Below are 20504 nucleotides of genomic sequence, written 5' to 3'. Positions count from 1 at the left end.
TTTATTGGAACGTGTTTTAGATGCCTGCTGCGGCAGCCGGATGTTCTGGTTCGATAAACAAAACGAAGATGCCGTATATATGGACATCCGGGAAATCAAAGAAAAATTATGTGACGGCCGGCAGTTGATTGTGGCTCCGGATATAGTTGCAGATTTCCGTGATATGCCATTCGAGGATGATTCGTTTTATATGGTTGTATTCGATCCTCCGCATTTGATTAAGGCGGGCGAGAAATCATGGCTCGGTAAGAAATACGGAATCTTGGAGGAGACTTGGCCAAATGACATTAGAAAAGGTTTCGAGGAATGTATGCGTGTCTTAAAGCCGAATGGAACGCTTATTTTCAAGTGGAATGAAGATCAGATAAAACTTCGAGAAATTCTTAAAGTGATAGATTATAAGCCGCTTTTCGGCAACCGCAGGAGTAAAACACATTGGCTGGTATTTATGAAAAATTAATTGAAAAAGCTATTCTCTTTTCCAGGCACCCTAGCGATGGTTTCTGAAATTGGTCTCTCAAATACAAAAGTTACGAATAGAAGATTCAATTCAATAGCTTTAAGTGGTTTAAGTAGATTTTTCATATAACCAGCTCCCTTCTTAATAATTTTCACTAGGATGTTTTCCTGAACAGCTTCTGGGAGCAGAGCCTGGAAAAAAGAATAGCAAGATTATTATAGTACAAGCCATAGAAAAAGGGAATGTAATTTTTGCACATTCCGAAGAGAAAGGTAGGTGATTATAAGCATGTTTTTTGATGGTTTTACACGAGAGGTAGATAAAAGAAAAACAAAAGCGGCAGTGGAAAAAGCACTGGAGAGATACCGAATGTTTACTCTTCAAGTAAGTTTGGACAAGCAGCCTTCCATTACAGCTAATTACTCATTAACTTCAACATCAAATCACTTGCCTTCATCTTCAACTGAACGAGCAGCCATCAAAAATGTGCAGTATGAAAGAGACAGGATAGAGTATCTGGAGTGGATATCGAGTGCAGTGAATCGGTTATCTGAAATAGAACGAACAATCATTTATAGGCGCTATCTGCGAAAGTATGAGCAATTTGATTATGAGATTTACAATGAGTTGAATATGTCTGAACGAAGTTATTACAGATTAAAAGCAAAATTATTCATTAACTTGGCAATTGCTTTGAAAATTGAAGTTTATAAAGAGGAGGTGCATGATCCATGAAGTTTGTTGAACCGATACGGGATGTTGAAAAAATAGAAGAAATGAAAAACTATTTGAAAAGCACGAGCGGCCGTAACTATTTATTATTCGTATTTGGTATCTATTCCACGCTAAGAATATCGGACATTCTATCACTCAAGAAGAAAGATGTGCTGGGTGAAAGATTGATATTGGTAGAAAAGAAAACAACCAAAGTGAAAGAGATCCTGATTAGCCCTAGATTACGTAGGGAACTCAAACCGTACATTAAGGATTTAGAAGACGATGACTACTTATTTTCGTCAAGGAAAGGGGAGAACAAGCCGATTAGTCGCACGACAGCATACCGTGTACTACGTTCAGCTGGAGAAGCATGTGGACTAGATCGAATAGGTACACACTCAATGAGGAAGACATTTGGCTATCATTTTTATGAACGAACAAAGAACATTGCCCTACTTCAAGAATTATATGGTCATTCATCTGAAGAAATAACGAAACGCTATATTGGAATCAACCAAGACATTCTAGATAAAGCGATAAGAAACTTTGATTACTGATACCTTTTAGTCTGTATGTTACATAAAAATAACCGTGTTACATTCAGAATGTAAAAAGTGATTGAAGCTTAGAGCCGCAAGCGATTTTCCTGATAGCCCAATGGAACAGTCTATGTATTATAGTACATTCAAGAACAAGAAGAGGGAGGTAGTGGAAATGACAATAGATGAAGCGAAACAAAGGATTGAAGCAATGCAGCAATACATTGAAATGATTGAGAATTACATTCCCGAAAACTACACGCAAGAAGTAATGAAGCTATATGTTGAACTGGAAAGCGTTACAAAGGTTGCTGTAATTCTGAATGATAAAGGCTATAAAATAGGAAGCCGAAAAGTAATTGGGAAAGATGTATCTGATTTAATTCGATCTAAAGTGACTGATGATATGCACCAGATGGCAAAGGATTTATTGAAAAGAAATATAAAAAGATCGTCAGGCAGAGGTTGGGGATGAAAATGGAATGCTGCATTCATAAATTTGCGTTCCCTATCCTTCGGTAGCGGAAGGGAAGGCAGGAAAGAGCCAAGCTGAGCAGAGACGAGAAAACTACTAAATAACAAAGGAGATAAAAAACATGGGAAAATTGAATAAGGGTGAACGTTACACAGAAGCATTTTGGGATTCAATCCGTACAGAAGGTGGTATTTCTCTAAAGGCGCATCTGAGAGATCACGTTACGAATGAAGAAGTTAGAAGCATAGCATCAAATGTTTCGGTAGGAGGAGGTAGATTAGCTCCTGTTTCAATAGAAGAAAACATATTAAAACGCATGAAGGAATCTAACCCCATTAGACAAATGGCAACCCAACTATCATTATCAGCAGGCAATGCTGTTGTCCCTTATATAGCAGATAATGAAGCAGCTACTTTTATAAAAGACAATGACCCGATCCCAGAAGGAGAATTTCAATTAGACGCTATTCTATTAAAAGGTTACCGTATTGCAAGGATCGTTAAGCTCCCTGAAGAATTGGAACAAGATACTGAAGTGAATCTTCAAGCATTAGTTGAAAGTTATTTTGCAGAATCTTTTTCAATGGCTGAAGAAAATGCGTTCATTAATGGTTTGGGAGACGAGGCTGGTATGCCTACCGGAATCCTGACGCGTGCTGAAGTAGGTGTGACTGGCAAACATGCAGATAATATTACTAGTGAAGAGTTAACCAAACTTTTCTATTCCCTAAAACCGAAGTATCGTCAACGTGCTGTGTGGATTATGAATGATCAAACACTACTTGCTGTTCGTTCATTGAAAACAACAGACGGAATGCCGATCTACCAACCGTCTTTAGGGAATGATGCTGAAAGGTTACTAGGTCGGCCTGTATTAGTGTCTGAATATATGCCAAATCTTAGTAATGGAAACAAGGCAATCGCTTTTGGGGATCTTTCTTATTACGTGATTGGAGATCGTGAAGGTATGGTCATGCAGCGCTTAGGTGAGAAATATGCAGTTGAAGGTTTGGTAGGTGTTCGCGGTATAAAGCGTGTGGATGCTAATTTAGCAAAGCCAGAAGCTGTAAAGGTATTTGAAAACAGGACTGGGGTTTAAAGCGTAAAATTATCGAGAGCGGACCGGGCAAAGTCGAGAACTTATACGAACTAAGACTATACTTGGTGTTTGAGAAATAATTGATTTCCTTCCTTTTTCACTTTAACTATGAGATAACAAATATATGGTAGTTAAAGTGAAGGGTGAGGGGAAATCAATGCACGATATGATTAGTAGAATGGCCAAGCAATATGAACAAGTTAATCGGCTAGCTGAAACAAGGCAAAGAATGTTGCTAAATGCAACACGGAATGTTGGATTGTATGGGGAGGCTTCCCGAGCAGTTTCATTAGGGGCAGCAGCTATTGGTAGAAACTTCGGTGCTATTAGCCAAGTTACTGGAAATAGAGGATTTATAGAACCATTAAAAACGATGTATGAAACGCAGAACAGGATAAATGAATGGTTGGAAACTCGTGATCGGTTGGCATCAGCAACCAAATTTTATGCTGAAAATCGTGCGACTGCGAATTGGGTTACTAAAAATAACAATCAAATGTGGTTTACTAAGGGACTAGTCGAAAGGTTTAGTAGTTTTACTCCCGGTGATATACAAGAAGCCTTAGATTTCATCGAGAAAGAAGAGAATATTGATTATCCTTCCAATGACGACATTATTAACTCTGACACAATTATTGGATACGTAGAAGAAGCTAGTAAAACCGCTGTTGACAATAAAACATTTCTCCGGAAAATTGCAATCCCTTTAATTAAAAAGTTCGGCCAGGCGGCAGCTCAATTAGCAATATGGATGGTAATTCTACATGCTATGGTCACGATAAATACAATGCATGATATTAAGCTCATGAAAAAAGCGCAATTCATAATAGAAGAGGAGGTCCCATTCATCAAACATATTTATAAATTGTTTGTTGAAGACAAACGACTAGAAGTGCCTATTAGTCAAATGGCGTATACAAAGGTAAGTACTTATTTGAGAGAAGGTCCTAAAAAGACAACCCCTGTTGTTACTGAACAGAAATTAGGGAAAAATCAGGTCGTGATACTGCTTGAAAGAGATGATGAAAAAATTGAAAGAAAATCGAGCTGGGTAAAGGTTTACTTTGAAACTGATGAGGATTCAGGTGCAGGATGGATTGAAGAATCTAAGCTTATTAAGTTTAAAAGGGAGTAATTGAATAGGGAATGTCAATGGCACGCAAACCTAAACACCCGTGCAACCCATCCAGGTTGCCGGGTACTTACGAGTGAGGGTAGGTGTGATGAGCATAGGCACTACTACAACCGGTACCGAGGGACCACTACCCAGCAGGGCTATGGATACCGATGGCAGCAGGCTAGGAAGGGGTGCTTACAAGACAACCCGTTGTGCGTGATATGCAGGAAGCACGGCATACGTACCGCAGCTAATGTTGTGGATCACATCATTCCCCATCGTGGTGACACAGAACTCTTTTGGAACAGAAGGAACTGGCAACCCTTGTGTTCGTCTTGTCACTCTCGCAAGACGGCTACTGAAGACGCTGGCTTTGGTAACCGAAGCAAGAAGGATTGACTTTTAATACAGATTAAAAGAAGAATAAATTGATGATTCATAAGCTTACTTTCATCCTTTGTTAGTCAAAGGGGTAGGGGGGCTCCAATTTCTACAACTTTTTCATAAGATAAGCGCGCTCCAGCTAAGCGTGAATTTTTTTCGCAAAATGAAATTTTTCTGGGAGGTGAACTTTTATGGCAGGAAGACCAAGTAAACCCGTCCAATTGATAAAACTGGAAGAGAACAAAGACAGGCTGACCAAAGCGGAATTGGAGCACCGGGAGCAGATGGAAAATAAACTGAAAACCAGTACGACTTTCCGTGAAGAAGCTGCCACTAAAGCAGATCCAGTAGCCCATAAAGAATTTCTTCGCTTGCGAAAATTGTATAAGGAAATAGAGTTTATTGAAGGCTTGGACCAGGCTACCATAAACCGATATTGTCAGCTGAAGGGACAGGAAGATTTTCTTCAGCAGCTATACAACCAGGTGAAAGAAGCCATCGACAAAGCAAAGCAGTTGAGTAAGAAATTGTCGTATTATGATGAACTTAAAGATATTATTACAAAGCAAAATCAAGTCCGAGACAAGATGCTGAAATTGGAGGATCGTCTTTTCTTAAACCCAGTAGCCCGAATGCGGTCAATTCCGAAGAAGCCGAATGAAGAAAAGAAAGACTCACCCATGGCTAAGTTTTTGAAGAGTCGTGGTGCGGATGGTTAGGATTGATAAGCAAAAGGCTATGGCAAGAATCAAGAACACAAGATCAGGTGTACATATGGCTAGACTGGTGGAAAATCAACATCATGAACTCCGCCGGATCATGAAGCGGTTGCCGCGTGAGAATAAAGGTGAAAAATTGTCTGATGCTGTAAAACTAGCAAATAATAATTAGATTGAGCATCCTATCCAGTTGGAAGGGGTGCTTATTTTTTTTATTTTATGGTATATTCTTAGTAAGATTAGTAAAAAAGAGGTGGGTAATATGTCTGAAGCGCTAAAGAATCTTATACAAAAAAATGAATTTCCTGTTGTTTTTATAGGAGCGGGAATATCTAGAAGGTATTTGGATAACTTTCCGGATTGGACTGAACTCTTAAAAGAATTCTGGGATGCTTCTGGTCTGGAAAACTTTTATGGTGAATTTAATATGTTACGAGACTCTGTAGAGAAAGAAAGCCCTGATTTGAATGAAAAAGAGATAGACCATTTTGCTAATATTAGAATGGGAACTTTAATTGAAGAACAATATAATAAAGAGTTTTATAAAGAAAAAATTTTTATTAAAGATTTCCCCCAGCATGAAGCCTTTAGAACGAGAATATCGCCCTTCAAAAAAGCTATCTCGGAACGATTTAATAGATACTCGTTATTAAATGCACAATCGGAAGAACTCACGGCTTTTAAAAAAATGTTACTGAAGACACAAATAATATTAACTACTAACTACGATAAATTTGTCGAAGATTGTTACAATGAGCAAAGCAATTATCAAATAAAAAGATATGTAGGTCAAAAAGGTTTTTTTCAAAGTACTTATGGTTATGCAGAGATTTATAAACTTCACGGTTGCGTAGACAGTCCGATGGATATAATTATCTCTGAAAAGGATTATGAAGTTTTTGAGGAAAACTCTGTATTAATTAGTGCCAAAATCATTTCAATGCTTTTAAATTCGCCGATCATTTTTATGGGCTATTCTTTAACCGACATTAACGTAAGGAATATTATTAAAGATTTTACAAAGTCATTAAACGATGAAGAAATACAAATTTTGGAGGACCGTTTACTTCTAATAGAGAGGAAAAAGGGAGAGGAAAGTTTTATTGAAGAAGTAATAACTGATCGAGATTTAGGATGTAAATTAAGGGTTATAAAAACAGATAACTTTAAAAAAGTATTTGAGCAAATTAGTGAGATCAATCAAGGAATTGCCCCAACAGAAATACGGAAATACCAATCCGTTATTAAGAAGTTAATAGTAGATAGGGGGAAACAAGGTACGTTGAACTCTGTGTTGCTATCTGTGGAAGAGTTAGAAAAGTTAGAAGATGATTTACTTACAAAAAATATTACCGTTGCTATTGGAGATGCTAAATATATATTCCAAATTCCTGACATTATTAGTTATTGTTTGGATTATATATCTGATACTGATGAAATTAATACAGAAATCAGAATGAGATTTGCAGTTACGCAAATTTCAACTGCACCAAAAGGGAGGTTCCCAATTAATAAAATACTTGATAGAGAGTTAATCAAGAATTGCGATTTACACCCCTCAGAGAAGGATAAATTAATTCAAAAGATGGCATATTTCTCAAACTTTGGTAAGCATTACAAGACTATTGTTCTCTCTTCGGTGTTCGATAAAGAAGCAAGCGACATAGAGCAAATAATTAATAGTGAAGTGAAAATTGGAAATATTTACGAAACGCTTTCTTACAATATTAAAAACCTTGATTTAGATAAACTTAAGACTTATTTAATTAATGAACTAGAGGCCTTGAAAGAAAGAGGAGAGATAAAATTGAGTACTCAACTCAGAAGGCTTTTGCTAATTTACGATATTGAAAAAAACAGAAGAGGTAGTGTCTAATCACTTTGAGTGATTGCCACTACCTCTCTGTTGAAGCTGTAGATTATATGTTCATTGTATAAAACATATGATTTTGTGTCAATGAAATTTGGCTATCTCATCGCTGTCAGTTCAATGTCAACTATTAATAGGAATATTCAGAACATTTTATATTTACTTTGTAAACTTTTAAAAAGAGGGGGATTTCTCATATGCATGAAATGAATAAAGAAAGCATTGTTGCTTGGTGTAAAGATATTATAGATATCGTTTCTGAGCATTTACTCTTAGAGGGGCAGGCGCGTATTATTGTTCCTGGAAGTGAACATGTTTCTGAGATTTATGTTTTGTATGCCAAGCAGACTAATTTATTTGAAAGTCTGTTGGTGTTATTGGAGAATGGACATGCGGAAGAGGCAGTAATAATTTTTCGTTCAATGCTTAATAATGGAATGCTGATAAATTATTTATCGCATGGAGATGTACAAAAAAGGTACCAGGATTATAAAGCCCAACCTATAAAGGCTGCTATAAAAAAGTTGAATAATTATAAATTAGTCTTAAGGAATAACTGGTTTGAAAATACTGAGGTCACCAATCCTATGACGCGTGAAGAAGTCAATTTAAAAATTGAAAATTTCAAAACCGATCTTATTAACCTAGGTTTAATAGATGGGAAGGGAAATGCAGACACACGTCTTCTAACTATTCGAAATCTGGCATTGGTCGATGTTACTTTGTTTGGTATGTATGCCGAATATTATGATTTGGCAAGTAAGTATGAACACTCTGACATAAGTAGTCTCGGAGTATATAAAAAGCCAATTGAAGGCACAACTATTGACCAGGCTTATATATTAACTCTTGCTAGTACGGATATTGAATTGGATAGGCAACTACTCAATTTAGCAATTTCAATTTATGGTTTAACATTTATAAAAATCTTAGAGTTTCTGCAAGCTGAATATGAACATATGATTAGCGAAAATTCAAAACCGGCATTAGCGTTACTAATGATGCAATTAGATGATTTTATCTCTAATATAAAAGCCCATTGATTCGCTAATTAAAAGTTATATCAAAGCTGGCGTGACTTTTAATATTATAATAGGTCAAGTCAGGGTTCATTCATAAAAGTAGGGCAACAATTGGGCAACAATGAAATGAGATTAAGCGCAAGCTATTGAAACACAAATGTTTCAAATCGCAGTTTATCAACGGTTTGAAAGGTGTATGAAATGGTACGAAATGTGCAATTCAATGGGCGGCATGATGTAATCTGCCAGCCTGGTGAATTTGAAAAGCGTCAACTCCTTTAAGGGGTTGACGTTTTTTAATTGAATGTAAAAACGTACATGAATGTTTAAACAAACACAATAGTTTAACGCACAGATACCTTATACTAAAAAAAATTATTTGACAGTGGACATTACTCTATTGTCTATAATGTAAGACTATGCTCTGACAGCAACGGTTTAATACTGCTTACCGTTTAATAGAAAGTTTATCAAAGTTGTAATGTTGTCGAATAGATTTCATATTACGATGTTTGCTTTGCTGAATATTTTTGTAAAATGATGAGCCTGTGCACGGGCGAGAAGAACTACTTAGCAATTTTGAGAAATTATTTTTGAATGTAAAAGCATAAAACAAACAATATGTAGGTAACATCGGTTCTTTCATGAGAGCGAGCCTAATGATGTTTAATACATAAAAATGCCCTCTAATGGCCAGGATAAAAATATAAGTTTGATTTTAATAACTATTTATGTTAAATTATGAATGAACGTCATTCATTTTGAAGCTGGTAGTAAATTTAGGAGGTAACATATGAATAAATCTTGGATATATGTTGGGTTGACGAGTTTATGCGAGCTATTGTGGATTTTTGGATTTAATGTTGCGAGCGATTGGTGGCACTGGGCTTTAATCATTCCACTCATTGTAGTAGATTTCTGGTTGCTTGCTAAAGCGTGTGAAGGTTTACCGACAGGTACTGTGTATGCAATATTTGCAGCTGCAGGAACGGTAGGAACATCATTAATGGATATTTATTTATTCAATGAAACATTTACAACAATTAAAGTTGTATTTATTTGTATAATCATTGTCGGAGTAATTATGTTAAATATTGCTGATACGGTAGCCGAAAAAAAGATTCAGAAAGGAGCGTTATAAATGGGATGGGCATATGTTCTGTTAGCAGCAGTTTTTGAAACCTTTGGCGTGATAGGATTAAAAAAATTTAGTACAACGAAAAAAGTTAAACATGCTATTTGGTTAGCAACAGGATTTAGTGGAGCATTTTATTTTCTGTATGCCTCATTTGACTATCTGCAAGTGAGTACTGCATATGCAGTGTGGATTGGTATTGGAACTGCAGCTGCAGTTGTTATAAATATGATATTTTTTGGAGAATCGAAAAGCAGGGGAAGAATTGTGGCGGTAATTGTAATTATAATAGGCGTTTCAGGATTAAAATACATTTCATAGCGAAGAACTAGGAGTAAGAAAAATTTCTTGCTCTTTTTTATATGCGCATATTCATAGCACTTTAACGACTATTGTTATTCTTAAAACCAGAGAATTGTCGAAGTGGCAGGTATAGCTTCAGGAACATGTTACTTATATTTTGGTACCTAATTTTGGATGATGTCAGAGATTGCATAATTTGTGGTCAAAGAGATTATGCAAGTAATTAATTGAAACGTGGATTTACTTGACGACAGCGATGAGAAAATCGCACAGTTGATCAAAGCTGTATATTAATGATTCACCGACACATGATGAGATAGATGCACAGAATGCAGAGTTAATAATATTTGTTAAACTAGCATTTTAATGAACTTATGCCTATTAAAAACTAATATAAAATAAGGAACAGAATTATTATAAAACTGTTTTGAGTTTTTTAGAAAAATGTATTGATAAAAAATAATATCAATGAAAGTCAGTCATGAGATGTATATTTCTCTTAAAATAAACTTATTTACGGGAGAATATATTATGATCTTGTGACTGATGATCAGTCAAATTGAGTAGAGGGAATTTTATGTCGGAAGTGAAATTGAATAGAAGGTTAACAGGAAAATAACTTATCGTCTTTGGACTATCATTAATGGCGCCAATTACGATCTTTTCCACCTTTGGTATCGCTTCAGAAGTTACTAACAGAAAAGTGCCGCTTGCTTATATTTTTACGGCCTTAGCACTCTGTTTAACAGGGTATTGTTATGCGCAAATGGTGAGAGCGTTTCCGATATTATGAAGAAAGTGTTGTTAAGTAATAATATGTTTACAGGATTGGGGGAATTCCCTGGTCCAGCTGCTATTTTAGTGGAAGACAACACAATAATAAAAATTGCATCGTCTGTAAAGGAGTTAAACGTATCAAATGATGAATCTGTAGAAATATATGATTTTGTTGATCAACTGATTATGCCAGGCTTTCATAATTTTCACCTTCATCTCTTTCCTGGTGCATTACAATTAGAAAGTTTTGATTTGAGTCATACCAAGTCGACCGATGATATAATCAAACACTAAAGAGTGAGTGGGAACATCATCAACATAAAGAGTGGATTATCGGTTTTGGCTAGGATAATGGGGAATGGGCAGATTTTTCTTTACCTTCGAAAGAATTGTTGGATGCATATTTTCCAGATCATCCAATCATATTAAATCATTTAGAATGTCATTATGGCTTGATAAACAGTGCAGCGCTTAGGCAGCATTGGAACGAAAAGTATATATTGAAAAACTAGGCGCAAAACGTTTCAAAAACACCTATTTAAATAAAGCGTTTCTCGATGCAGGGGCTGTAGTAGCTCTAGGAAGTGATTTTCCAGTCGTACATGTTTTACTTATGAAAGAAATTTTTCATGCTGTAACTCGAAAAGACAGTACTATGGTTCACTGTTGGAATGAAAATGAAAAGTTAACAACTGCCGAAACTTTAAAAGCTTATACGTATGCACCGGCTTTCGGATGCTTTAGAGAAGATGAGGTAGGTACATTAGAAGAAGGAAAATTAGCTGATATCATAGTCTTGAATGAAAACTTATTTGAAATTGAGCCCGAAAGCATTGTAAATACAAAAGTTGTATTTACAATGTGTGATGGAAATATTGTCTACGAATTAAAAGATATTACCGTTTAACGATTTATGCTGTCAACTTGAGTAAATCCAATCTATACAATGAAAGGCTTGCCTGGAATTCTTTCTGGCAGGTCTTTTATTTATTGTGAAAGAAGCGTTTGAATTATCAAAGGAACTAATGATAGCTAGATTCATACAACAGGAATCACTCTTTAGAAATAGCGCTAAGAGGAATTTTTGTTTTTTGTGTGAGATATTCATTTGAATCCTTGTGAAATAGTATTACTTGTTTTATAAAGTATTTTACTCTTGCGAATTTTTGAATGACTTTCATAAGATGAAATGAAAGAAAAGCGATGCGATTAAATTGTGGATAGTAGTTTAAAGGAAGCAGACAAACAACCAAAATTAAGCTTCAAGTGATTGTAACGTCAATTTTTTGTAAATATAATTTATTTTTATATTCCATCAATATTCAATATTAATAGGTCTAAAGAAACGTTATTTTTTATGCGAAAATAAATATCAGAAAATGATTGCATTTCAAAAAAGAAAGATTTATTATTGGTATAAGGTTTAGACCTTATACCAGAGGAGAGGAAATAATGTCTTACGATCAATTGAAAAGTGTTGGTACGTTCAAAAATATAGAGGCGAAGAAATTGAGTAACTATATTTTCGAACAATTACAAGAAGCTATTGTTTTAAAAGAATTACTGCCTGGAGAGCAGTTACCTCCAGAGAGGGAACTTTGTAAGATTTTTAATACGAGTCGGATTACGATGAGAGAGGCAATTGCAGTGCTAAAAGAGGAGGGGTTTATTGAACAGATTAGAGGTGCTAAAGGAGGAACGTTTATTCTTCCACTTACAACACAAAATATTGAACGCACAAGATCAAAAGTTTTAAGTGATAAAGAAAAGTATTTACAGCTATTTGAATATAGAAGTGTTATAGAACCAGAAGTTGCTCGATTGGCTGTAAAAAATATTTCTGAAAATGAATTGAAAATATTAAGTTCTATTAATGAGGAAATGAAAAGGGAAAAAAATCGTGAGGAATTTCGATCATTGGATGTGCAATTTCATTTAATGCTAGGTAAATGTTCGAAAAATCAATACTTTGAACAGGCCGTTCGAATGATTAGATTGCAAGTGAATCCTGTGTTAGATATATTGCCGTTTAATGATGTAGTTCATGAAAAAAGTTATATGGAACATATTCAGCTTTTAGAAGCAATTGAAAGCGGTAATGCTGAACAAGCATATAAGAGTATGGCAATTCATATTAACACTACAAATTCTAAGTTGTTTGAATTACTATAAAACACTTATTGGAGCTCAATGAGGTGAATAAATGAGGAACACATTAATAAAAGTAGGAGTGACAGGATATTTTGTCTCTTCTGAAGAGAATAAAGATGGATGGATAAAAGGTGTTCCAGGGCAACAGTTTACAATGTTTAGCTATGACTTTGTAGAATCTATCCTAAATTCGAAAGCGTTACCAGCTTTGATGCCAATTGTTCCTAAAAAATTTATTAAAGAACAATTGGAATCAATTGATGCATTGATTTTGGCTGGAGGGGAAGATATCCATCCGAGATATTATGAAACAGAACAAGAAGATCAACAATATCAGGATATTTCTGTGGAAAGAGATGAATACGAAATAGAATTATTAAAACAAGCTCTCGATATGGAAATTCCGATATTACTCGTTTGTAGGGGAATGCAACTATTAAATATAGTTCAAAATGGAACTTTGCATAAAGATATTAAGACTGAATTATCAACCAAGATAGATCATTTAACCTTAACTAATCAATCCCAACCTGTTCATGATGTTGATTTAAAGAAAGAACATTTTGTTTCCTCTTTATTGGGAAATACAGTTAAAGTAAATAGTATCCACCACCAATCAATAAAGCATTTGGGTGGAAATCTGGAGATTGTTGGATGTGCAAAAGACGGTATTGTGGAAGTCATTACATTTCAAGATAGGGAAGATATTATGGCTGTACAATGGCATCCAGAAATGATGTATCAAGAAAGCGAACATGCAAAACTCATTTTTAATTGGTTAATTGATAAGGCAACTACTAATAAAACAATTATGGGGGATTAAGATGAAAAAAATATCTAGATTATTAATGCTAATGATGGCAAGTATGTTGATCTTAGCGGCGTGTAGTAAAGATGATAAAGAAGAAGGAAACTCTTCAAATGAAGCAAGTGAAAAGCGAAAACTAGTGGTTTCATCATTTGGCGGAGATTATGAGGCTGCGCAAATGGAAGTGTTAGTAAAACCGTTTGAAGAAGAATTTAATGCGGAAGTAGAAGTTGTTACGCTATATTCTGCAGATGCACTTGCTAGAATCAAGGCCCAAAAGGGTAGCCCTGAGATTGATGTAGTGCAATTTTCGGGTGGTCAAGAAATACAGGCAATCAATGAAGAATTAGTAGAAGAAATAGATTCTAGCATTGTTAAAAATATTTCTGGTATCTATGAAAGCGCTGTCTTGGAAGAGGGGTATGGTCCCGCTATGGCATTTGACGCTTTAGGCATTTTATACAATATAGATCTTGTTAAAGACGTTCCTACAAGTTGGAAAGATTTATGGAAAGAAGAGTACAAAGGAAATGTTGGAGTAATCGATATTTCAAATACATTTGGTCTACAATTCCTAGTAATGAACGCTTTACTAAATGAGGGCAACGAAGATAATATTGATCCTGGATTTTCTAGCATTGAAACTTTATTACCACATGCGTCATCGATTGTGGGAACGACTCCTGATTTAGGAAATCTTTTTGCTCAAGAAGAGGTCGTAATTGCTCCATATGACTCGGGGTATGCTTTTAACTTTAGTAAGCAAGGACAACCAATTGGTTTTTCTATACCTGAAGAAGGAGGAATGGCAATTTTCATTAATATGCAAGTTGTAAAAGGTACTAAGAACTCCGAACTAGCAAATGAGTTTATTAATTATTCATTGCGTCCTGAAGTTCAAAAAGCTTTTGCAGAAAAAACAGGATTCTCACCCACGAATAAAGACGTGAAAATTTCAGTAGATTTAGCTGAAGTCATTCCTCATGGAGAAGAGGTTATGGATAGCCTAATTAAATTAGATTGGAACACAATTAATGAGAATAAAGCTGAATGGACGGAACGTTGGTCTAAGTTAATCTCACAATAAACGTGATAATTGGTAAGGCAATATACAAATACTATTGCCTTACATAACTTATTTATAATAGGAAGGTGAAGCAATGAAATTAAAACTTTCACCCCATTGGATATTACTGATTCCAGGAATGGCAATGATGTTATTTTTCTTTATCGTTCCTCTTGGACAAATTTTCATCATTAGTTTCTTTAAATCACAGCCAGACGGAGCCTTTACGTTAGAAAATTATAGTAAGTTTTTAACAGACTCACATTATTTAAAAATACTGTGGCGCACCATATGGATTGGATTTGTAACAAGTATAGTTTGTTTGGTTTTGGGATATTTTCTCTCATATGGTATCGCGAGAGCAAAAGCGAAGTATCAAAACTTTCTTCTATTATTAGTAATACTTCCGTTACTAACAAGTGCGGTCGTCCGAAACTTTGGATGGATGGTCATTATGGGTAAGAAGGGATTAATAAATGAAACATTATTAGCTCTTCATATTATCTCAAGCCCGATCGAAATATTATATACCCCATTGGGAGTTATTATTGCAATGACTCATGTTTTGTTACCTTTTATGGTTCTAGTGCTATATCCTATTTTGTCTTCAATGGATCTAAATATTGAGCACGCATCAGAAAATTTAGGTGCATCACCATTTAAAACTTTTTGGCTCGTAACAATTCCTTTATCACTTCCAGGTATATTTGCGGGTACATTACTTGTATTTTCAATAGCAATTAGTTTTTACATCACTCCAGCACTGATAGGTGGACCAAAAGTTCCTGTTATGGCGACCGAAATCTATAATCAAACAATGAACTTATTAAATTGGTCATATGCATCCTCTATTGCCGTCATTTTATTAATAGCCGTACTACTTATAATAAGTATATATAATAAAATGCTTAGTAAAGTGTCGAATCAAGGAGGAGGATTGTAAGTGAAACCAATTTCTGTTTTTCGCATTATCAATCTATTCATCTTTGCTTTTTTAATGGCACCTTTAGTGATTGTTATTGCTACATCTTTCAGTAATACATCGTACTTAACGTTCCCGCCAAAAGGCTTTTCCTTTAAGTGGTATGAATATGTAATCTCAGATGGCAGATATTTAGAACCGCTATTGAACAGCCTTTTAGTTGCTGTGATTGCGACAATCATTTCTTTGATTATAGGTACGATGGTTTCGATAGCCGTAGTTCGATATCGTTTTAAATTAAAAGGTATGGTCAACTCGTTATTTCTAGCACCATTGATCGTGCCATCGCTTTTGCTGGGAATAGGCTTATTAATGTTTTTTAGTAAGTTAGGAATTACGGATGCTTATATTCGATTAATCGCAGCACATTGTGTGTTAACTATTCCCTATGTTGTTAGATCAGTAGTTGCAAGTTTAGGGAAAATAAATCCATCTATTGAAGAAGCGTCAAGAATTCTAGGTGCCTCGCCTCTAAAAACTGTTTTTTTGGTGACATTACCGTTAATAAAACCAGCATTGATTGCAGGAGGATTTTTTGCCTTCATTATTTCTTTTGATGAACTGGTAGTAGGGTTATTTTTGACTAGTTCTAGCGTTACTACATTACCTTTATTAATATATTCTGATATTCAATTTAATTTAAATCCATCAATTTCGGCCATATCTTCGCTACTAATTATAGGAACTATCATAATTGGTGTAGTTGGTATGAAATTTATTGATAAAAAGAACCTGTACTAATTAGGGGGGAGAAAGAATGGGCCGTTTAGTAATAACTGATTTATGTAAGCAATATAAGGACAATAAAGTCGTTAAACAACTCAGTCTTACGATTGAACAAGGTGAACTCGTTTCACTATTAGGGCCAAGTGGTTGTGGTAAAACAACAACGCTGAGAATGGTAGCAGGATTACTTGAACCAACGAGTGGCTCAATAAAATTAGATGAAAAAGAGATTGTAAATACTCCTACTCATAAGAGAGATATCGGTTTAGTTTTCCAAAACTATGCGTTGTTTCCTCATTTGACAATTTACGAAAATGTTGCTTACGGTTTAAAAAGAAAGAAAGTAAATAAAGATGAAGTACGTAAAAGAGTGGAAGATGCGCTAAAGTCCGTACAGCTTACAGGATTCGAGGATCGATTTCCTACGCAATTATCAGGAGGTCAACAGCAACGTGTTGCCCTAGCAAGATCGCTTGTTCTCAATCCGGCAATTATTTTATTTGATGAGCCGCTGAGTAATTTAGATGCGAAGTTGCGACAGTTTTTAAGAGTTGAAATTAGGCAATTGCAAAAAAAACATGGTTTCACTGCATTATTCGTCACCCATGATCAAGAGGAAGCTATGGTGTTATCTGATAGGATTGCAGTAATGTATAACGGTGATATTTCACAGCTTGGAACTCCTACCGAAATCTACAATGAACCAAGCAATTCATTTGTTGCCAATTTTATTGGGGAAACGAATATGATTGCTGTTGAAGATGCTCAAGAAGAATCTAATCATTTTACTGCCAAGCTCAAAACTGGTGAGACAATTAAAGCAATTAAACGTAAAGATTCTGCTTATAAAGAGCACCTCATAATGTTTAGACCCGAACATGCACAAGTAATAAAACAGAGTGTGTTTGAAAACAAGGATGAGCAAAATGTCTTAAAAGGACAAGTTGAATACATGCATTTTAAAGGTTCTACTTTTACGCTTGGCGTTAAATCGGATGCACACGATAAAACAATTATCTGTTCATTACAGCCCGATGATTGCTCTAGCTCGACTTTTAATGAGGGTGATGACGTTTTTGTAATTTGGAATAAGGAAAATACTTATATTTATTGAATATTAAAGGAGAATATGATAATGACTAATAATTTTACATTAACGATTGCTCAAGGTACCGATGCTTCAACAATGGATCCTTTTGCGCATTCAGAAACAACTACTGCTAATATTTTACTTCAAATGTACGATTCACTAGTAAGAAGAGATAGTGAGATGGAAATCGTACCTCACCTAGCGACATCTTGGGAATACGTAAGTGACAATGAAATCATATTTAATTTAAGAGATGATGTTTACTATCACCATGGAACGAAATTTACTGCTTCAGATGTTAAGTTTTCAATTGAGCGAATGGTTGATCCTAAAATGAGTGATATTTTTCCTCCAGCTGGCCGTTTTAATTCAATGGTGTCTGCTGAAGTCTTAAGTGATTATCAAGTTAAGGTTAATTTACATCGCCCTGACCCTAACCTATTAGCACAATTAGCAGGGCTCATGATTATATCGGAAACTTATTTTAAAGAAGCGGGAGTAGAAGAATTCTCGGTATTACCAAGTGGAACAGGTCCTTTCAAAATGAAAACCTGGAATAGGAAAGATGGGAAAGTGTACTTAGAAAGAAACGAAGACTACTTTTTAGGGAAAGCAGATATGAAATACCTAGAGTTTCACGCTGTTCCTCACGGTGTTGATAGAGTAGAAGGTATTAAAAATAATACGTATGATGTGGTAGCGAATTTCCCACCGCTTGATAAAGAAGTTGTTGAAAAAGTTAATGGAGTTACAGTTGTTGGTACTCCGAGTGTTGGGATCATTTATATGGGTATTAATACGCATCATGAGGTACTTGGCAACAAAAAATTGCGTCATGCTATTAGTCATGGCATCAATATGGAGAAAATTATAGAGGAAGAATTAGTGGGCTGTGGATATCCTCTAGCAGGACCAGTTTATCCTCAAGCATTTGGAGTAGATGAAAATCAAAAGCCAATTGAATATAATCCTAATAAATCAAGACAATTATTAAAAGAAGCAGGATATGAAGACGGTGTCTCTGTTAAGGTCGAAGTTCCAGACGGTCGTTTTACTCAAGATAAAGAAATTTGTTTTAAAATGAAAGAACAATTACAAGAAGTTGGAATTCATCTTGAAGTTGATGTAAGACCATGGGAAGATTTTATTGGGAAATTTAGGAATCATCAATTTGATCAAATGTACTATGTCGGATGGGGTAATTTTACTTTTGATCCCGATGAAGTTTATAGAAATGCATTTATCCATCCGAGAGCGTGGAATCCTACTCATTTTTCTAACGATAAAATAGAAGAAATTGCAATAGAAGCAAGTAAGATTCTAGACCAAACCAAGCGTAAAGAATTATATACTGAAGCGCTGACTATTTTTAGAGAAGAATTACCTTGGGTTCCATTATTCCAACAATTTGATTTATATGGGTTGAATGAAGAATGGTGTTTTAAACCAAGAATGGATGAGTTTATTTATGCATTTGACATAAAGAAAAATAGAGGATGAGATATTTAATGGATATAGGAAAAATGTATATTAATGGTGAATGGATTTTGGCCAAGGAGCAAGGAACTAGAGAAATTATTAATCCTGCAAACGGAGAAGTAATTAAAGTCGTTACAGAAGCTACGGAAAAAGATGTAGAAGAAGCTGTAATGTCTGCAAGAAGAGCGTTCGATTCAGGTTTATGGTCTCAATTAAAACCTGAAGTGCGCGCTACATTCTTGTTAAAAATTGCTGAAGAAATTGAGAAAAGTAAAGAAGAACTTGCTCAATTAGAAACAATAAATAACGGAAAGCCTCTTGGAGAAGCACTTTCGGATGTTGAAACGGCTGCTGATGCTTTTCGGTATTACGCTGGTCTTACAAGAACAGCATTTGGCGAAACTTTTGATTCATCATTAGATAGTATGGTAGTTAAACAAGCAGTCGGCGTATGTGCATTGATTGTACCATGGAACTTCCCGCTTCAAATGGCTGCTTGGAAGTTAGCTCCATGTTTGGCGGCTGGTAATGTGGCTGTTTTCAAACCGGCTGAAACAACACCGTTGACAGCTATTAAGCTGTTTGAAATATTTGAAAAGGTGCAACTACCAAAAGGCGTTTGTAACTTAGTTTTAGGGTCTGGCCAAGCAATTGGAGATTTAATGACGTCGCATCGTGGAGTTAATAAAATATCGTTTACAGGCGGAACTGAGACTGGAAAAAAAGTCATGACAAATGCGCTGCAAACGATGAAAAAAGTTACGTTAGAATTAGGTGGTAAATCACCGATTGTTGTTTTTCCGGATACAGATTTAGAAAAGACAGCAGAATACATTATGTTCGCGAGCTTTTTAGGAGCAGGACAGATTTGTTCTGCTGGGTCGAGGCTTATTGTGCATGAGTCTATCTCGGCAGAATTAACTTCCATATTAATAAAACATACCAAAAAAATAGTTGTAGGAAACGGACTCGATAATAGTGTGCAGATGGGACCGATAGCATCTATACAACATATGAATAAGGTCCTTGGGATGGTCGAAAAAGCAAGAGAAGATGGGGCTATTTTATTGACTGGAGGACATCGAATAACGAAAGCTCCACTGGACAAAGGAAGTTTTATCGAGCCAACTATATTTATGGTTGAGGATAACGATATAGAAATTGTTCAAGAAGAAGTATTTGGGCCTGTACTCGTTATACAAACATTCAGAGAGGAAGAAGAAGCTGTACAATTAGCAAATAGCACGAAATATGGTTTGGCTGGAGCTGTATTTACAAAAGACTTTTCGCGAGCTATTCGTATGTCTAAAAATATTTGTTCAGGAACTGTATGGATTAATAAATACCATTCAGTTAATAATCAACTTCCTTGGGGAGGTTTTAACCAAAGTGGATTTGGAAGAGATTTAGGGAAAGATGCATTTAACGAATATTTAGAAACTAAAGTGATTCAGATGAATTTGAGTAATGATGCGCTTGGTTTTTATGATAGTTTTATCTGAAATACGATTTGAGTAAAGGAAGAGATTGCGGAGAAGGGACCGGCTTGAAAGTCAGTTACAGCTGACTATCTAGCCGGTTCTTG

Annotated in this window: 23 protein-coding genes; all 23 read left to right on the top strand. The window is 35.4% G+C overall.

Annotated features, from left to right (window positions below; genetic code table 11):
• Positions 1 to 4: 4 nt before the first annotated feature.
• Positions 5 to 460: a class I SAM-dependent methyltransferase gene (locus GD002_RS06645; RefSeq protein ID WP_228548316.1), complete on the top strand. Its 456-nt coding sequence runs from the start codon at positions 5 to 7 to the stop codon at positions 458 to 460.
• Positions 461 to 748: 288 nt separating this feature from the next.
• Positions 749 to 1195 (top strand): ArpU family phage packaging/lysis transcriptional regulator, encoded by a 447-nt coding sequence (locus GD002_RS06640; protein WP_153731561.1) that lies wholly within the window; start codon positions 749 to 751, stop codon positions 1193 to 1195.
• Positions 1192 to 1734: a site-specific integrase gene (locus GD002_RS06635; RefSeq protein ID WP_153731560.1), complete on the top strand. Its 543-nt coding sequence runs from the start codon at positions 1192 to 1194 to the stop codon at positions 1732 to 1734. Before GD002_RS06640 ends, GD002_RS06635 begins: the two co-directional genes overlap by 4 nt.
• 157 nt (positions 1735 to 1891) lie before the next feature.
• Entirely contained in the window at positions 1892 to 2191 is a 300-nt protein-coding gene (locus tag GD002_RS06630) for a hypothetical protein (protein WP_153731559.1), read from the top strand.
• A gap of 121 nt (positions 2192 to 2312) precedes the next feature.
• Positions 2313 to 3290, top strand: a complete 978-nt coding sequence (locus GD002_RS06625; RefSeq protein ID WP_153731558.1) for a phage major capsid protein — start codon at positions 2313 to 2315, stop codon at positions 3288 to 3290.
• Between the two features lie 124 nt (positions 3291 to 3414).
• The gene (locus tag GD002_RS06620) at positions 3415 to 4425 is read left to right on the top strand and encodes a hypothetical protein (RefSeq protein WP_153731557.1); all 1011 of its coding nucleotides are present in this window, start codon (positions 3415 to 3417) and stop codon (positions 4423 to 4425) included.
• Between the two features lie 198 nt (positions 4426 to 4623).
• Entirely contained in the window at positions 4624 to 4806 is a 183-nt protein-coding gene (locus GD002_RS18125) for an HNH endonuclease (protein WP_330583378.1), read from the top strand.
• Between the two features lie 176 nt (positions 4807 to 4982).
• The gene (locus GD002_RS06610; protein WP_153731556.1) at positions 4983 to 5510 is read left to right on the top strand and encodes a P27 family phage terminase small subunit; all 528 of its coding nucleotides are present in this window, start codon (positions 4983 to 4985) and stop codon (positions 5508 to 5510) included.
• The gene (locus GD002_RS06605; protein WP_153731555.1) at positions 5503 to 5682 is read left to right on the top strand and encodes a hypothetical protein; all 180 of its coding nucleotides are present in this window, start codon (positions 5503 to 5505) and stop codon (positions 5680 to 5682) included. The genes GD002_RS06610 and GD002_RS06605 overlap by 8 nt, the downstream gene beginning before the upstream one ends.
• 90 nt (positions 5683 to 5772) lie before the next feature.
• A complete protein-coding gene (locus tag GD002_RS06600; protein ID WP_153731554.1) occupies positions 5773 to 7386 on the top strand; it encodes an SIR2 family protein in 1614 nt (537 codons plus the stop codon).
• A 191-nt stretch (positions 7387 to 7577) separates the two neighbouring features.
• Positions 7578 to 8423, top strand: a complete 846-nt coding sequence (locus GD002_RS06595) for a DUF5677 domain-containing protein (RefSeq protein WP_153731553.1) — start codon at positions 7578 to 7580, stop codon at positions 8421 to 8423.
• A gap of 772 nt (positions 8424 to 9195) precedes the next feature.
• A complete protein-coding gene (locus tag GD002_RS06590) occupies positions 9196 to 9543 on the top strand; it encodes a DMT family transporter (protein WP_153731552.1) in 348 nt (115 codons plus the stop codon).
• Entirely contained in the window at positions 9544 to 9858 is a 315-nt protein-coding gene (locus tag GD002_RS06585; RefSeq protein ID WP_153731551.1) for a DMT family transporter, read from the top strand.
• Positions 9859 to 10629: 771 nt separating this feature from the next.
• On the top strand, positions 10630 to 10911 hold the full coding sequence (locus tag GD002_RS06580; protein WP_153731550.1) for a hypothetical protein: 282 nt from the start codon (positions 10630 to 10632) through the stop codon (positions 10909 to 10911).
• A gap of 187 nt (positions 10912 to 11098) precedes the next feature.
• The gene (locus GD002_RS06575) at positions 11099 to 11524 is read left to right on the top strand and encodes an amidohydrolase family protein (protein WP_153731549.1); all 426 of its coding nucleotides are present in this window, start codon (positions 11099 to 11101) and stop codon (positions 11522 to 11524) included.
• Between the two features lie 545 nt (positions 11525 to 12069).
• Entirely contained in the window at positions 12070 to 12789 is a 720-nt protein-coding gene (locus GD002_RS06570) for a FadR/GntR family transcriptional regulator (protein ID WP_153731548.1), read from the top strand.
• Between the two features lie 31 nt (positions 12790 to 12820).
• Positions 12821 to 13591, top strand: a complete 771-nt coding sequence (locus GD002_RS06565; protein WP_153731547.1) for a gamma-glutamyl-gamma-aminobutyrate hydrolase family protein — start codon at positions 12821 to 12823, stop codon at positions 13589 to 13591.
• A 1-nt stretch (position 13592) separates the two neighbouring features.
• Entirely contained in the window at positions 13593 to 14663 is a 1071-nt protein-coding gene (locus GD002_RS06560) for an ABC transporter substrate-binding protein (protein ID WP_153731546.1), read from the top strand.
• 73 nt (positions 14664 to 14736) lie between these two features.
• Positions 14737 to 15585, top strand: a complete 849-nt coding sequence (locus tag GD002_RS06555) for an ABC transporter permease (protein WP_153731545.1) — start codon at positions 14737 to 14739, stop codon at positions 15583 to 15585.
• The gene (locus GD002_RS06550) at positions 15586 to 16365 is read left to right on the top strand and encodes an ABC transporter permease (RefSeq protein WP_153731544.1); all 780 of its coding nucleotides are present in this window, start codon (positions 15586 to 15588) and stop codon (positions 16363 to 16365) included.
• A gap of 16 nt (positions 16366 to 16381) precedes the next feature.
• Positions 16382 to 17464, top strand: a complete 1083-nt coding sequence (locus GD002_RS06545; RefSeq protein WP_153731543.1) for an ABC transporter ATP-binding protein — start codon at positions 16382 to 16384, stop codon at positions 17462 to 17464.
• Between the two features lie 21 nt (positions 17465 to 17485).
• A complete protein-coding gene (locus GD002_RS06540; protein ID WP_194841495.1) occupies positions 17486 to 18940 on the top strand; it encodes an ABC transporter substrate-binding protein in 1455 nt (484 codons plus the stop codon).
• 8 nt (positions 18941 to 18948) lie between these two features.
• Positions 18949 to 20421: an aldehyde dehydrogenase family protein gene (locus GD002_RS06535; protein ID WP_153731541.1), complete on the top strand. Its 1473-nt coding sequence runs from the start codon at positions 18949 to 18951 to the stop codon at positions 20419 to 20421.
• Positions 20422 to 20504 lie beyond the last annotated feature (83 nt).

Source organism: Sporosarcina obsidiansis, assembly GCF_009651005.1.
In the GTDB taxonomy this organism is placed as follows: domain Bacteria; phylum Bacillota; class Bacilli; order Bacillales_A; family Planococcaceae; genus Sporosarcina; species Sporosarcina obsidiansis.
This window is presented reverse-complemented; position numbering and strand designations above follow the sequence as displayed.